This window comes from Pseudomonas sp. GW821-FHT07G10, assembly GCF_059418545.1.
Map to the genome: position 1 here is coordinate 14,359 of NZ_JBWKQB010000025.1, position 13,969 is coordinate 28,327.

Here is a 13,969-nt window from a genome sequence, read left to right on the forward strand (position 1 = left end):
AGGGTGCTTCTTGCTACTTGGTGCCGGTCAGTGCCAGACGCCCAATCATTCCCACTCGATGGTCGCAGGCGGCTTGCTCGACACGTCGTAAGTGACGCGGGAGATGCCTTCGATTTCATTGATGATCCGGCCGCTGACGGTTTCCAGCAGCTCGTAAGGCAGGTGCGCCCAACGTGCGGTCATGAAGTCGATGGTTTCTACTGCACGCAGGGCCACGACCCAGGCGTAACGACGGCCGTCGCCGACCACGCCTACCGATTTCACCGGCTGGAACACTACGAAGGCCTGGCTGACTTTGTGGTACCAGTCGGCCTTGCGCAGCTCTTCGATGAAGATATGGTCCGCGCGACGCAGCAGGTCTGCGTATTCCTTCTTCACTTCACCCAGGATCCGCACACCCAGGCCCGGGCCCGGGAACGGGTGACGGTAGACCATGTCGTACGGCAGGCCGAGTTCCAGGCCCAGACGACGGACTTCGTCCTTGAACAGCTCGCGCAGGGGTTCAACCAGCTTGAGGTTCATTTCGTCCGGCAGGCCACCCACGTTGTGGTGCGACTTGATCACGTGAGCCTTGCCGCTTTTCGCGCCAGCCGACTCGATCACGTCCGGGTAGATGGTGCCCTGGGCCAGGTACTTGATGTTGTCCAGCTTGTTGGACTGGGCATCGAACACGTCAATGAACGTACGGCCGATGATCTTGCGTTTTTTCTCAGGGTCCGACTCGCCGGCCAGGTTGTTCAGGAACTGCTCTTCAGCGTTGGCGCGAATCACTTTGACGCCCATGTTCTCGGCGAACATGGCCATCACTTGCTCGCCTTCGTGCAGACGCAGCAGGCCGTTGTCGACGAAGACGCAGGTCAGTTGGTTGCCAATGGCTTTGTGCAGCAACGCGGCAACTACCGAGGAGTCAACGCCGCCGGACAGGCCGAGCAGTACGTTGTCGGTGCCGACCTGGGCGCGAATGTTGGCGATGGCGTCCTCAGCAATTTTCGAAGGCGTCCACAGGGCTTCGCAGCCGCAGATGTCGAGGATGAAACGCGAAAGGATGCGACCGCCCTGCTTGGTGTGGGTCACTTCCGGGTGGAACTGCACGCCGTAGTAGCCGCGGGTGTCGTCGGCCATGCCGGCGATCGGGCAGCTCGGGGTGCTGGCCAGAATGTGGAAGCCTTTCGGGATTTCGGTAACTTTGTCGCCGTGGCTCATCCACACATCGAGACCGAAGACGCCATCGGCATCGACATGGTCTTCGATGCCGTCCAGGACGCGGCTCTTGCCGACCACGTCGACACGGGCGTAACCGAACTCACGCAGCTCGGAGCCTTCAACCCGGCCGCCCAGTTGCTCGGCCATGGTCTGCATGCCGTAGCAGATACCGAAAACCGGTACGCCGAGGTCCCAGACCGCTTGTGGCGCGCGTGGGCTGTCGGCTTCGTGCACGGACTCCGGGCCACCGGCGAGGATGATCCCGCGCGGCGCGAATTCGCGGATCGCTTCGTCGTCCATGTCGAACGGATGCAGCTCGCAGTAAACGCCGATTTCACGCACGCGGCGGGCGATCAGCTGGGTGTACTGGGAACCGAAGTCGAGGATCAGGATGCGGTGAGCGTGAATGTCGAGGGCCATGATTCAGTCTCGTCTAAGTAATTCAAAAACAGTCTTGATTCAGAAACAACTCGGGGCTGAAAACAGCCCCGGTTACTTAACGTTTTGCTGGAAGCATCAACCTACGCGGTAGTTTGGCGCTTCTTTGGTGATCTGCACGTCGTGGACATGCGATTCAGCCATGCCGGCGCCGGTGATGCGCACGAACTCTGGCTTGGTACGCATTTCTTCGATGTTGGCGCTACCGGTATAACCCATGGAAGAACGCAGGCCGCCCATCAGCTGGTGGATGATGGCGCTCAGGGTGCCCTTGTACGGAACACGCCCTTCGATGCCTTCCGGAACCAGCTTCTCGGCACCCGCGGAGGAGTCCTGGAAGTAACGGTCGGAGGAGCCTTGAGCCTGGGACATGGCGCCCAGCGAACCCATGCCACGGTATGCCTTGTACGAACGGCCCTGGAACAGTTCGATCTCGCCTGGAGCTTCTTCGGTACCGGCGAACATCGAGCCCATCATCACGCAGGAAGCACCGGCAACGATGGCCTTGGACAGGTCACCGGAGAAACGGATGCCGCCGTCGGCGATCAGAGGGACGCCAGTGCCTTCAAGGGCAGCGGCGACGTTGGCGATGGCGCTGATTTGCGGCACACCAACACCGGCAACGATACGCGTGGTGCAGATCGAGCCAGGGCCGATACCGACCTTGACCGCGTCAGCGCCGGCTTCGGCCAGGGCCTTGGCAGCAGCGCCGGTGGCAATGTTGCCGCCGATCACCTGGACTTCGGGGAAGTTCTCTTTGACCCAGCGAACGCGGTCGATCACGCCTTTGGAGTGACCGTGGGCGGTGTCGACCACCACCACGTCAACGCCGGCAGCAACCAGTGCCGCGACGCGATCGCCGGTGTCTTTACCGGTACCGACCGCAGCGCCGACACGCAGACGACCCTGGTCGTCCTTGCTGGCCAGCGGGTAGGCCTTGGCTTTTTCGATGTCTTTGACGGTCATCATGCCTTTGAGGGCAAACTTGTCGTCGACGATCAGGACCTTTTCCAGGCGGTGCTTGTGCAGCAGCTCGCGGACTTCGTTCTTGTTGGCGCCTTCGCGAACGGTGACCAGACGCTCTTTCGGCGTCATGACTTCACGAACGGTAGCTTCCAGACGGGTTTCGAAACGCACGTCACGGGAGGTGACGATGCCGACCAGATCGCCATCGTGCAGCACCGGAACGCCGGAAATGTTGTGCATGCGGGTCAGTTCGAACAGATCACGTACCGTGGCGTCAGCCTCGATGGTGATCGGGTCCTTGACCACGCCGGCTTCGAACTTCTTGACCTTGCGCACTTCGGCAGCTTGCTGCTCGACGGTCATGTTCTTGTGAATGATGCCGATGCCGCCTTCCTGAGCCATGGCAATTGCCAGACGGGCTTCAGTGACGGTGTCCATAGCGGCGGAAACCAGTGGAATATTCAGCTCGATGCCACGGGTAAGACGGGTTTTGAGACTGACTTCGTTAGGAAGAACCTCGGAATAACCGGGCACTAAGAGAATGTCGTCGAAGGTCAGAGCTTCTTGGCTGATACGCAGCATCGCGGGGGCTCCCGAGCGGGAAAATGGAAGCGCGCCATTATACTCAGACACCCCCTTCGGCTCAATGTAAAACTCCGCCTATTATCGGCGGGGTGATGGGAGGGCCATTTGAAGACCGCAGCGTCTGCATCGCGAGCAAGCTTCACTCCAACAGGAGCGACTTTGTTCTAACCTGGTTAAAGCTCGACCTTGACCCAGGTCACCGGCTGATCAAGCCATTCGGCAAACTCATCGAGAAAGCTCTGTTTGAATCCCGCTTCGGCCCAGTTATTAAAGATGAAGCCCAGATTGGAAAAACCGCATTCCTGCAAAAACAGAAAGCCGTTGATGTCGTCTTCATGGCCACATTCCGGGCAGGTGAAGTTATCCGTGCGTCCGGGCATCCAGTCTTCCAGGCTGTCGAACAGGGCTTCACCCACTTCTTTTCGGCACTCAGCGCAGCCAGCTTCTTCGAGAAAGCCTTTGGCCGGTGTATAGATGCAGCGCTTGGTGATGATCTCCAGACCATTCACCGGCTCACCGAAAGGTAACGCCTCAGGGTGCAGCACCACGCTGCAAGCCCCCGGCGCAATCGCATGGGCCATGCGATTGCCCGTACGACCGCAGGTGGTCAGTTCTTCTTCGATGATGTTCTTGCGCACCAGCCAACGCACGATCGCCCGCGCTCGGGGTTCGTGCACCGGCAGTGTGGAAATTTTCGGGACGATGATGCTTTGGGAGTTCATGGTGGGGCCTGAAGCGTTGAATGAGATTTTTGCGTTGTCCGGTCAGCCGTCTCGCCGGCAAGTCTCCTGCATGAATCGATAAATCTGCAGGAGCAAGGCTTGCCCGCGAATGGATCTGGCGGCCGGCAGCTTAATCCCTGACACCATCAGGTCAAGTACTCAGATAACGAGTGATCAAGGCAATGCCGCTGGCCAGTACCAGCCAGGTCACCAGCCGCACAAAGGCGTCTCGGGACAGCTTCATGGTCAATCGGCGACCGATCAACAGTCCCAGCGCCATTGCTGGCAGTAAACACAGAGCCAACAACAGTAAGGGTAGTTCGGCATACACACCCGCGAGCGTAAACAGACTCAAACGCACCACCGTGCTGCAACTGATCAGCGCACTCTGGGTCGCCCGCGCGGCATCCTTCGGCAAACGGCTGTTCAAATAGATCGCATATAAAAAGCCGCCACTGCCAAACAACGCACCAAACAACCCGCCCACCGTGCCCATCGGGATCGACCACCCGGCAGCAAGCTGAGCGGGACGGATTTTCACCGACAGGCTGTAGATCGCATAAGCACTGATAAACAGCCCCATGAGCAGCAACAACACTTCGGCTTTGAGATTAAGCAGAAAAATCACCCCCAAGGTGCAACCCACGGCCATGCACGGCAGCAGCCTCAGTAACTCAGGCTTGACCACATTGCGTCGTGAAGGCAACAAATTGCCAAACGCCGCGACAAAATCCAGCAACACCAGCAGCGGCACAATCTTCGACAGCGGCATGAACAGAATCAATATCGGTCCCGCCACTAGCGCCGTGCCGAAGCCGGCGATGCCGAACACGATATAGGCCAGGGCTATGCCCAGCTCGATCACCAGCCAATCCACCGCGCCGAACGGCCATTGATTTAACAGTGCGACAACACTCATCGGTATGACTTCCTTGATCCTTTCAGAATGACTTTAGTCAGTGACGAGCCTTGCGACTAATATCTTCAAAGCCATCAACCCATCTCGAAAAGGCATGACTCGTGATTTCAACCCGTCAACTGCGCTATTTCGTCGAAATCGCCGAATGTGGCAGCTTTAGTGCCGCTGCCGAGCGTTTGTTCATTGCTCAATCGGCCTTGAGTCGACAAATCAAGGAACTGGAAGTCCAGCTGCAGACCCCGTTGTTCGAACGTACCGCTCGCCAACCACGCCTGACGGCTGCGGGTGAGGCTTTTTATCAGCGAGCCAGAAACCTTTTAAGCGAACTGAACAAGGCCAGTGAAATAGCGACTCAGATAGGCAACGGTCAACTCGGCACCTTGCGTCTGAGCCACTCCAGCACGGTGCCGATGAGCGGCCGCCTGCTGCAAGGTATCAGCAGCTATCTGGAACATTGCCCCGGCGTGTCCATGGACATCGTCAAACTCTCGTCCGACGCGCAACTCGAAGAACTGGCGGAGGGTCGGTTGGACATCGGTCTGTTGCGTCTGCCGGTATTACGCCAGCGAGAAGGGGTGCAGATTGCATCGCTCTATAGCGAGCGCCTGTTGCTCGCCGTACCACCCGACCATTCTTTGGCGATGAATACACCTGAGCAAGGCATCGATCTGTCTCAACTCAAGGACCAGGATTTTATCTCCATCCCCCATCCGCAACGTGGCGGGCTCAGCTATTTATCCGCTGAACTGTGCATGCGCCAGGGCTTTTTTCCCAAGGCCGCCCGCGTGGTGTCGCGCAAAACCACGCAGCTGCAATTGATCCAGGCCGGTTTCGGCATTGCCCTGCTACCTGAGTCGATGCAAGACATCGCACCGGCGAATATTCACTTCCTGCCCCTGGCCGACCCGGATTGCCAAAGCACCGTCGCCCTCGCCTATCGACAGAATCCGACGCCGTTGGTAGAACAATTCGTACAGCACTTCAGCAACGCCTTAGATTCGTAGAGATTGTCAGCCGAATGCCTTTAAACTGCGCCCCATGATTAAAGATCCCTTTGCAAGACTCGGCCTCGACCGTGAAGTCCTGACCGTCAGCCAGCTCAACGGCCGTGCACGGGTGTTGCTGGAAGACGTGTTCAGCAACATCTGGGTCGAAGGCGAAATCTCCAACCTCGCCCGCCCGGCCTCCGGTCACGTGTATTTCACCCTCAAGGACAGCGGTGCCCAGGTGCGTTGCGCGCTGTTCCGGCAGAATGCCGCGCGGGTTCGTCAGGTGTTGAAGGACGGCCTGGCGGTCAAGGTGCGCGGCAAGGTTTCGTTGTTCGAAGGCCGTGGCGACTATCAACTGATTCTCGACACTGTGGAGCCTGCCGGCGATGGCGCGTTGCGTCTGGCCTTCGATGCACTGAAGGAAAAACTCAGTGCCGAAGGCCTGTTCAGCGCCGAACGAAAAGTGCCGCTGCCTGCCCATCCACAACGCATCGGTATCATCAGCTCACCAACCGGCGCGGTGATACGCGACATCATCAGCGTATTCCGCCGCCGTGCCCCGCAAGTCCGGCTGACCCTGATCCCGACTGCCGTGCAGGGCCGTGAAGCCACGGCGCAGATCGTTCGCGCCCTGCAGCTGGCCGACGCCCGCGGCTTCGACGCGCTGATCCTGGCGCGCGGCGGCGGTTCGCTGGAAGACCTCTGGTGTTTCAACGAAGAAGCCGTCGCCCGTGCGGTGGATGCCTGCGTGACACCCATTGTCAGCGCCGTAGGCCATGAAACCGATGTGTCGATCAGCGACTTCGTCGCCGACGTCCGTGCGCCGACGCCTTCCGCCGCCGCTGAATTGCTGGCACCGGATTCCAGCGATCTACAACGCCGGGTCGAAAGCCTGCACCGCCGCCTGGTGATGCGTATCCGCGATCGGCTGATGCGCGACCGCCTGCGTCTGGAAGGCATGGCGCGTCGCTTGCGTCATCCCGGCGAACGCCTGCGCCAGCAAGCGCAACGTCTGGATGACCTGGACATGCGCATGCGCCGCGCTTTCGAGCGCAGCCTCAATATCCGTCGCGAGCGGCTGATCCGCCTGGAAACCCGCCTCGCCGGGCAGCATCCCGGTCGGCAGCTGGCCATGCTGCGCCAACGCCTCGAAAGCCTCGCCGAACGCTTGCCGCGTGCGATGCGCGAAGGTTTGAAGACCCGTCGCCTGCAACTGCAAAGCCAGATGCAAACACTGCATGTGGTCAGCCCGCTGGCGACCCTCAGCCGTGGTTACAGCATTTTGCTGGACGAGCGCGGCCAGGCCATACGCAGCGCCGCACAGACCCACACCGGTCAGCGCCTGAAGGCCCGGCTCGGCGAAGGTGAATTGCAGGTGCGCGTCGAAGACAATCACCTGACGCCTGTCACCCTTTCTTTACTGGATTGATCCATGCTGCGTTTTCTTGGCCCCCTGCTGTTACTTTGCTTGTCTTTCAACGCCCATGCCGACAGTTACATCACCCGTCTGCTGAACAAACCGGTGCCCGGTGGCGTCGCAGTCGTCGATCTCGGTCCTTCGGCTCAAGTGCCAAAAGCCAGCTATCAGGACAAACCGTTGCTGGTGATCAAGGAACAGAACAACTGGCTGGCGATTGTTGGCGTGCCTTTGACGGCCAAACCGGGCAGCCAGCAGATCAGTGCGGGCGGCCGCAGCCTGAGTTTCACCGTCGGCAACAAGCACTACCCGGAACAGCGCATCACCCTGAAAAACCAGCGGCAGGTCAATCCAGACCCGGCAGATCTGAAACGCATCGACGCTGAATTGGCCGAACAGATTCGCGCCTACCGCAGCTTCAGTCCGAACACACCGAGCAACCTGTTACTGGACAAACCGGTCGATGGCCCGCTTTCCAGCAAGTTTGGTGTGCGCCGTTTCTTCAACGGTGAGGAGCGCAATCCCCACGCCGGGCTGGACTTCGCCGTGCCCGCGGGCACACCGATCAAAACCCCGGCCGCCGGCAAGGTGATCCTGATCGGCAACTATTTCTTCAATGGCAATACAGTGTTCGTTGACCACGGCCAGGGCTTTATCAGCATGTTCTGCCATATGTCTAAAATCGACGTGAAGGTAGGCCAGCAACTGGCCCGCAGTAGCGTGGTTGGCAAAGTCGGCTCCACCGGCCGGGCGACCGGACCACATATGCATTGGAACGTAAGTTTGAATGACACCCGGGTTGATCCGGCGATCTTTATCGGTGCCTTCCAGCCGTAATCGCCGCCGATTCAGGGATCGTTCCCACGCAGAGCGTGGGAACGATCATTGCTGACCTTTTAACATCAACGCAATTAATCCAACGACAAGAACAATTTAGCGCCACAAAATCTCGAAACACGCCTCAAAAACAGAAATTATCTCAATTTTTTTCACCAGCTTGCCATCCTTCACCCCAATGGTTAGGGTTGAAGGCATGAAAACCTCTCACACCCTCATTCAGCGTCGTCAACACCGCAGCCTCTGCCTCGTCAGTGCACGACTGCCAGGGTGAATCGCGGTGCCTCGTCCCCTGCTTCATCCATAGAAAATTTGATTCAACGGCAGGCCGCCTCTTTTCGGCCAACTCAATAAGGATTTCCTGATGACCATGCTCAAAGACCCGTCTTCGAAATACCGCGCGTTCCCTACCATCAACTTGCCGGACCGCACCTGGCCATCGAAAACCATCACCTCCGCGCCGATCTGGTGCAGCTCCGACTTGCGCGACGGCAACCAGTCGTTGATCGAGCCGATGGACGCGGTCAAGAAGCTGCGCTTCTGGAAAACCCTGGTCGCCGTTGGCGTGAAGGAAATCGAAGCCTCCTTCCCTGCTGCTTCGCAAACCGATTTCGACTTCGTACGGACCCTGATCGAAGGTAACCACATCCCGGACGACACCACCATCCAGGTGCTGACCCAAGGCCGTGAAGACCTGATCGAGCGCACGTTCGAATCCCTGCGCGGCGCGAAAAAAGCCATCGTTCACTTGTACAACGCCACCAGCCCATCCTTCCGCAAGATTGTCTTCAATCAGGACAAGGAAGGGATCAAGGCAATCGCCGTGAACGCCGCCAAGCTGTTCGTCAAATACGCAGCCCGGCAGCCGGAAACCCAGTGGACCTTCGAATACTCGCCAGAGACCTTCAGCGCCACCGAGCTGGAGTTCTCCAAGGAAGTCTGCGACGCCGTGATCGAGGTCTGGAACCCGACGCCTGAAAACAAGGTGATCCTCAACCTGCCAGCCACCGTCGAATGCGCGACCCCGAACATCTATGCCGACCAGATCGAGTGGTTCGGTCGTCACATCCACCGCCGTGACAGCGTGGTGATCAGCCTGCACACCCACAACGACCGTGGCACTGGCGTTGCCGCCACCGAGCTGGGTCTGATGGCTGGTGCCGATCGCGTCGAAGGCTGCCTGTTCGGCAACGGTGAGCGTACCGGTAACGTCGACCTGGTGACTGTGGCGTTGAACCTCTACACCCAGGGCGTCGATCCCGAGCTGGACTTCTCCGACATCGACGGCGTGCGCAAAGTCGTTGAAGAGTGCAACCAGATCCCCGTGCACCCGCGTCACCCGTATGTCGGCGACCTGGTTCACACCGCATTCTCCGGCTCGCACCAGGACGCTATCCGCAAAGGCTTCACTCAACAAAAACCGGACACCCTCTGGGAAGTGCCGTACTTGCCGATCGACCCGGCCGACATCGGTCGCAGCTACGAGGCGGTGATCCGCGTCAACAGCCAGTCGGGCAAAGGCGGTATCGCTTACTTGCTGGAACAGGAATACGGGATCAACTTGCCGCGTCGCATGCAGATCGAGTTCAGCCAGGTGGTACAGCGTGAAACCGACCGCCTGGGCCTTGAAATGACTGCCCAGCAGATCCATGCCTTGCTCCACAGCGAGTACTTGCAGGCCAACCTGCCTTACGCGCTGGTCAGCCATCGTTTGCAGGAAGAGAACGGCCACAGCACAGTCGAGATCGAGGTTCACTGCGACGGAGAAACCCAACATTGGCGCGGCAAGGGTAATGGCGCCCTGGAAGCCCTGGTGGCCGGTCTGCCGATCGCCGTGGAGATCATGGACTACAACGAACACGCTATCGGCGCGGGCACCAATGCCAAGGCTGCGGCCTACATTGAACTGCGCGTGAACGGCGAACGTGCAGTACACGGTGTGGGCATCGATGAAAACATCACCACCGCCAGCTTCAAGGCCCTGTTCAGCGCGCTGAACCGCTCCCTGAGCCAGACACCAGCCCAAGAAGCGGCGTAACCAGTCGAAATACAAAAGGCCCCGGGGTTAACACCTCGGGGCCTTTTTGTTGGGCTGATCGTTCCCACCCTCCGCGTGGGAATGCCTCACTGGACGCTCCGTGTCCGCTCTGAATGTGACGCGCAGCGTCACGGGCTGCATTCCCACGCAGAGCGTGGGAACGATCTAGAAGCGCCTATGTGAGCTGAAAGGTATCCGCATCCAGGTTAGCCGGAAACCGCGTCCGGTAAGCCACCAGCTCTGCAGCGTTCAGGCAGACCTGAAACACCCCATCCGCCTCCCCGGCGCTGAGCAGGGTTTCGCCCTGGAAATCCAGCACCTGGCTGTCGCCGGTATAGGCGAAGCCTTTGCCATCGGTGCCAATCCGATTCACCGCTGCCACGTAGCAGAGGTTTTCGATGGCGCGCGCCGGCAACAGGCGGTTCCAGTGCTGACGCCGGGCGCCAGGCCAGTTGGCGGTGTACAGCAGCAAATCGGTGTCCTGAGCATCGCGGCTCCACACCGGGAAGCGCAGGTCATAGCAAATCAGCGGACGCACCCGCCAGCCTTTGAGCTCGAACTGCACCTGACGCTCGCCCGGCGTGAAGTGGTTGTGTTCCCCGGCCATACGGAACAAGTGGCGCTTGTCGTAATGCCAGACTTCACCGTCGGGACGCGCCCACAGCAAGCGATTGCGATGGCTGCCATCGGCGGCCTGGACAATCACGCTACCGGTGATCACCGCATCCAGCTTTTTTGCCTGGCTACGCAGCCACTTGCTGGTGGGACCGTTTTCCGGCTCGGCCAGGGCTTCGGACGCCATGGAAAAGCCAGTGGTGAACATTTCCGGCAGAATGATCAGGTCCGCGCCTTGGGCTTGTTCGAGTAGTTGCTCGAAATGCTCGAGGTTCGCCTGACGGTCATGCCAGGCCAGCGTTGTCTGAATCAGCGCTATGTTCAGATTTGGTAGTGCACTCAGATCACGCATAGTTTTTCCGCAGCCTGGCGCAGCGTCTCCTCGCGCTTGGCAAAACACAGACGTACCAGACGCTGCCCTTGCGGTGGGTTCTGGTAGAACACCGAGATCGGAATCGTCGCCACACCGTGCTCACGAGTCATCCATAGCGCCATATCGACGTCATTAAGGTCAGGGCGAATCCGCGAATAGTCCACCAACTGGAAATAGGTCCCGGCGACCCGAGTGAAACTGAACCGCGAAGGTGTCAGCAAGTCGCAGAACAGATCACGCTTGGCCTGATAGAAGCCCGGCAGTTCTTCGACATGCTCAGGGTGTTCGGCCATGTAATCGGCCAAGGCATATTGCAACGGCGTGACGCCGCAGAAACTGACGTACTGGTGCACCTTGCGCAGCTCAGCGGTCAAGGCGGGCGGGGCCACCACGTAGCCGGTTTTCCAGCCTGTGACGTGGTAAGTCTTGCCGAAGGAACTCACTACAAAGGCCCGCTGATACAGCTCTTCATGGGCCAGCACGCTGACGTGAGGCACACCGTCGAACACCAGATGCTCGTAGACCTCATCGCTGATCACATAAATATCGCGATCGCGGATCAGCGCCGCCAACTGGTCCAGCTCGGCGCGGGTAATCAGTGCGCCACTTGGGTTGTGCGGAGAGTTGAGGATGATCATCCGCGTACGTGGACTCAGCGCTTCGCCAAGCTTCTGCCAGTCGATGGCGAAGTCATCCAGGCCCAACTGAACGTGCACGCAACGACCGCCGGCCAGTTCCACCGACGGTTCATAACTGTCGTAGCACGGGTCGAAAACGATGACTTCGTCGCCGCTGCGGATCACCGCTTGAATGGCACAGAAAATCGCCTGAGTCGCGCCGGGAGTGATGGTCACTTCGCTGTCGGCGTCCACCGTGCAGCCATAGCTGCGGGCGATCTTGGCCGCGACTTGCTGGCGCAGCGCCGGCAGGCCGGTCATGGGTGAATACTGGTTGTGGCCACTGGCGATATGCCGGCCTACGGCATCACGCAGGGCCTGCGGACCGTCGAAATCGGGAAAACCCTGGGACAGATTGAGCGCGCCGGTTTCTACCGCGAGCTGTGACATGCGAGTAAAGATGGTGGTGCCGACATTCGGCAGCTTACTGGTGATCATGGGTAATTCCCTGCTGAACACCCGGCTCTACGGCGGCACGGGAGAGCCCGAGGATAGCCCAAACGGCAGGTATGAAAAAGGGCGCCATTGGCGCCCTCTTCTTTGATCGTTCCCACGCTCTGCGTGGGAATGCCGCCATGGACGCTCCGCGTCCAGGTGACGCGGAGCGTCACGAGATGCATTCCCACGCGGGAGCATGGGAACGATCATTTCACATAGCCCAATCAGCGTTTGTCTTTACGCTTCTTCTCGGCTTTCTTGTGGTGAGTCATCAAACGGCGCTTCTTGTTGACCTGGCGGTCGGTAAGCGTGTTCTTGTTGCCTTCGTACGGGTTCTCGCCACCTTTGAACTCGATCCGGATCGGCGTACCGACCAGTTTCAAGACACGGCGGTAAGTGTTTTCCAGATAACGGACGTAGGACTTCGGAACGCGCTCGACCTGGTTACCGTGGATCACGATGATCGGCGGGTTGGCTCCGCCCAGGTGGGCATAACGCAGTTTGATCCGACGGTTGTTGACCATCGGTGGCGCGTGTTCACCCACCGCATCTTCAAGAATCTGAGTCAGACGGTTGGTCGGCCAGCGGGTAACCGCGGACTTGAACGAGTTCTGCACCGACTGATAGAGGTTGCCCACGCCAGTGCCGTGCAAGGCCGAGATGAAGTGAATGTCGGCGAAGTCTACGAAGAACAACCGGCGTTGCAGCTCGATCTTCACGAACTCGCGTTCGCTCGGCTCCATGCCATCCCACTTGTTCAGTGCGATAACCAGCGCACGACCCGCTTCCAGCACGAAGCCCAGCAGGTTGAGGTCGTGGTCGACCACCCCTTCGCGGGCGTCCATGACGAAAACCACCACGTTGGCGTCTTTGATCGCCTGCAGGGTTTTCACCACGGAGAACTTTTCGACTTCCTCGTGGATCTTGCCGCGCTTGCGCACACCCGCGGTGTCGATCAGCGTGTACTTCTCTTCGTTACGCTCGAAGGGAATGTAGATACTGTCGCGCGTGGTGCCGGGCTCGTCATAAACGATAACCCGGTCTTCGCCGAGCATACGGTTGACCAACGTCGACTTGCCGACGTTCGGACGACCGATGATGGCGATCTTGATACCGTCTTTTTCGCTCGGACCTGGAATGCGCTTGGCTTCCTGACCTTCCTCGACGATTTCAGCTTCGCCCTCTTCCGGCTCTTCCTCATCTTTGGGGAATTCGCGCAGGCAGATTTCCAGCATCTGAGTGATGCCGCGGCCGTGAGCACCGGCGATCGGGATCGCGTCGCCCATGCCCAACGGGCTGAACTCGGCGCGGGCCAGCTCAGGATCGATGTTGTCGACCTTGTTGGCGACCACGTAGGAACGCTTGTTACGCTTGCGCAGGTGCTCGCCAATCATTTGGTCAGCAGCAGTGAAACCTGCGCGGGCGTCTACCAGGAACAGGACGACATCGGCTTCTTCAATGGCCAGCAGCGACTGCTCGGCCATTTTTTCGTCCATGCCATGCTCGTCACCGGAAATACCACCGGTGTCGACCAGAATGTAGGAGCGCCCTTGCCACTTTGCCTCACCGTATTGGCGATCACGGGTCAGACCGGACAGGTCGCCGACAATGGCGTCACGGGTCCTGGTCAGGCGGTTGAACAAGGTGGACTTGCCGACGTTCGGTCGGCCCACCAGGGCGATTACGGGAACCATGCGGCTCTCCACTTCGTTATTTCAGAAAATACAAAAGCCGCTGCTAGGCAGCGGCTGG

The 13,969-nt window shown here is 59.2% G+C and carries 11 protein-coding genes; 4 read left to right on the top strand and 7 right to left on the bottom strand.

Annotation, left to right across the window (positions count from 1 at the left end; all coding sequences use genetic code 11):
- Window positions 1-45 precede the first annotated feature (45 nt).
- The 4 genes from guaA to AC07O1_RS23320 form a co-directional block, all read right to left on the bottom strand.
- Window positions 46-1,623, bottom strand: a complete 1,578-nt coding sequence (guaA, locus tag AC07O1_RS23305) for a glutamine-hydrolyzing GMP synthase (protein ID WP_495090279.1) — start codon at window positions 1,621-1,623, stop codon at window positions 46-48.
- A gap of 96 nt (window positions 1,624-1,719) precedes the next feature.
- Window positions 1,720-3,189: an IMP dehydrogenase gene (gene guaB, locus AC07O1_RS23310; RefSeq protein WP_495011128.1), complete on the bottom strand. Its 1,470-nt coding sequence runs from the start codon at window positions 3,187-3,189 to the stop codon at window positions 1,720-1,722.
- Window positions 3,190-3,365: 176 nt separating this feature from the next.
- Window positions 3,366-3,914 carry a sugar ABC transporter ATPase gene (locus AC07O1_RS23315; protein ID WP_495011129.1) on the bottom strand — a complete coding sequence of 183 codons (549 nt, stop codon included), beginning with the start codon at window positions 3,912-3,914 and terminating at the stop codon, window positions 3,366-3,368.
- Window positions 3,915-4,065: 151 nt separating this feature from the next.
- Window positions 4,066-4,833, bottom strand: coding sequence for a sulfite exporter TauE/SafE family protein (locus AC07O1_RS23320; RefSeq protein WP_495090280.1), 768 nt, complete (start codon window positions 4,831-4,833; stop codon window positions 4,066-4,068).
- A 101-nt stretch (window positions 4,834-4,934) separates the two neighbouring features.
- Between AC07O1_RS23320 and AC07O1_RS23325 the strand changes: the two genes are divergently transcribed.
- From AC07O1_RS23325 to leuA, 4 genes are all read left to right on the top strand, one after another.
- The gene (locus AC07O1_RS23325; RefSeq protein ID WP_495090281.1) at window positions 4,935-5,837 is read left to right on the top strand and encodes a LysR family transcriptional regulator; all 903 of its coding nucleotides are present in this window, start codon (window positions 4,935-4,937) and stop codon (window positions 5,835-5,837) included.
- Between the two features lie 34 nt (window positions 5,838-5,871).
- Window positions 5,872-7,251: an exodeoxyribonuclease VII large subunit gene (xseA, locus tag AC07O1_RS23330; protein ID WP_494992143.1), complete on the top strand. Its 1,380-nt coding sequence runs from the start codon at window positions 5,872-5,874 to the stop codon at window positions 7,249-7,251.
- Window positions 7,252-7,254: 3 nt separating this feature from the next.
- Window positions 7,255-8,076, top strand: coding sequence for a peptidoglycan DD-metalloendopeptidase family protein (locus tag AC07O1_RS23335; RefSeq protein ID WP_495090282.1), 822 nt, complete (start codon window positions 7,255-7,257; stop codon window positions 8,074-8,076).
- Window positions 8,077-8,440: 364 nt separating this feature from the next.
- Window positions 8,441-10,114, top strand: a complete 1,674-nt coding sequence (gene leuA / locus AC07O1_RS23340) for a 2-isopropylmalate synthase (RefSeq protein ID WP_495090283.1) — start codon at window positions 8,441-8,443, stop codon at window positions 10,112-10,114.
- A gap of 175 nt (window positions 10,115-10,289) precedes the next feature.
- Here leuA and AC07O1_RS23345 read toward each other — a convergent pair whose 3' ends face one another.
- From AC07O1_RS23345 to der, 3 genes are all read right to left on the bottom strand, one after another.
- The gene (locus AC07O1_RS23345) at window positions 10,290-11,081 is read right to left on the bottom strand and encodes an amidohydrolase (protein ID WP_495090284.1); all 792 of its coding nucleotides are present in this window, start codon (window positions 11,079-11,081) and stop codon (window positions 10,290-10,292) included.
- The gene (locus tag AC07O1_RS23350) at window positions 11,069-12,217 is read right to left on the bottom strand and encodes a pyridoxal phosphate-dependent aminotransferase (protein WP_495024642.1); all 1,149 of its coding nucleotides are present in this window, start codon (window positions 12,215-12,217) and stop codon (window positions 11,069-11,071) included. The genes AC07O1_RS23345 and AC07O1_RS23350 overlap by 13 nt, the downstream gene beginning before the upstream one ends.
- A 224-nt stretch (window positions 12,218-12,441) precedes the next feature.
- Window positions 12,442-13,911, bottom strand: a complete 1,470-nt coding sequence (der, locus tag AC07O1_RS23355) for a ribosome biogenesis GTPase Der (RefSeq protein ID WP_495011131.1) — start codon at window positions 13,909-13,911, stop codon at window positions 12,442-12,444.
- Between the last annotated feature and the right edge of the window lie 58 nt (window positions 13,912-13,969).

Bases quoted from the DNA above. Each gene is read 5' to 3' on its own strand.
- AC07O1_RS23350 (WP_495024642.1), bottom strand. From the start codon at position 12,217: ATGATCACCAGTAAGCTGCCGAATGTCGGCACCACCATCTTTACTCGC.
- xseA (WP_494992143.1), top strand. From the start codon at position 5,872: ATGATTAAAGATCCCTTTGCAAGACTCGGCCTCGACCGTGAAGTCCTG.
- AC07O1_RS23315 (WP_495011129.1), bottom strand. From the start codon at position 3,914: ATGAACTCCCAAAGCATCATCGTCCCGAAAATTTCCACACTGCCGGTG.
- AC07O1_RS23345 (WP_495090284.1), bottom strand. From the start codon at position 11,081: ATGCGTGATCTGAGTGCACTACCAAATCTGAACATAGCGCTGATTCAG.
- der (WP_495011131.1), bottom strand. From the start codon at position 13,911: ATGGTTCCCGTAATCGCCCTGGTGGGCCGACCGAACGTCGGCAAGTCC.
- guaB (WP_495011128.1), bottom strand. From the start codon at position 3,189: ATGCTGCGTATCAGCCAAGAAGCTCTGACCTTCGACGACATTCTCTTA.
- AC07O1_RS23320 (WP_495090280.1), bottom strand. From the start codon at position 4,833: ATGAGTGTTGTCGCACTGTTAAATCAATGGCCGTTCGGCGCGGTGGAT.
- AC07O1_RS23335 (WP_495090282.1), top strand. From the start codon at position 7,255: ATGCTGCGTTTTCTTGGCCCCCTGCTGTTACTTTGCTTGTCTTTCAAC.
- leuA (WP_495090283.1), top strand. From the start codon at position 8,441: ATGACCATGCTCAAAGACCCGTCTTCGAAATACCGCGCGTTCCCTACC.
- guaA (WP_495090279.1), bottom strand. From the start codon at position 1,623: ATGGCCCTCGACATTCACGCTCACCGCATCCTGATCCTCGACTTCGGT.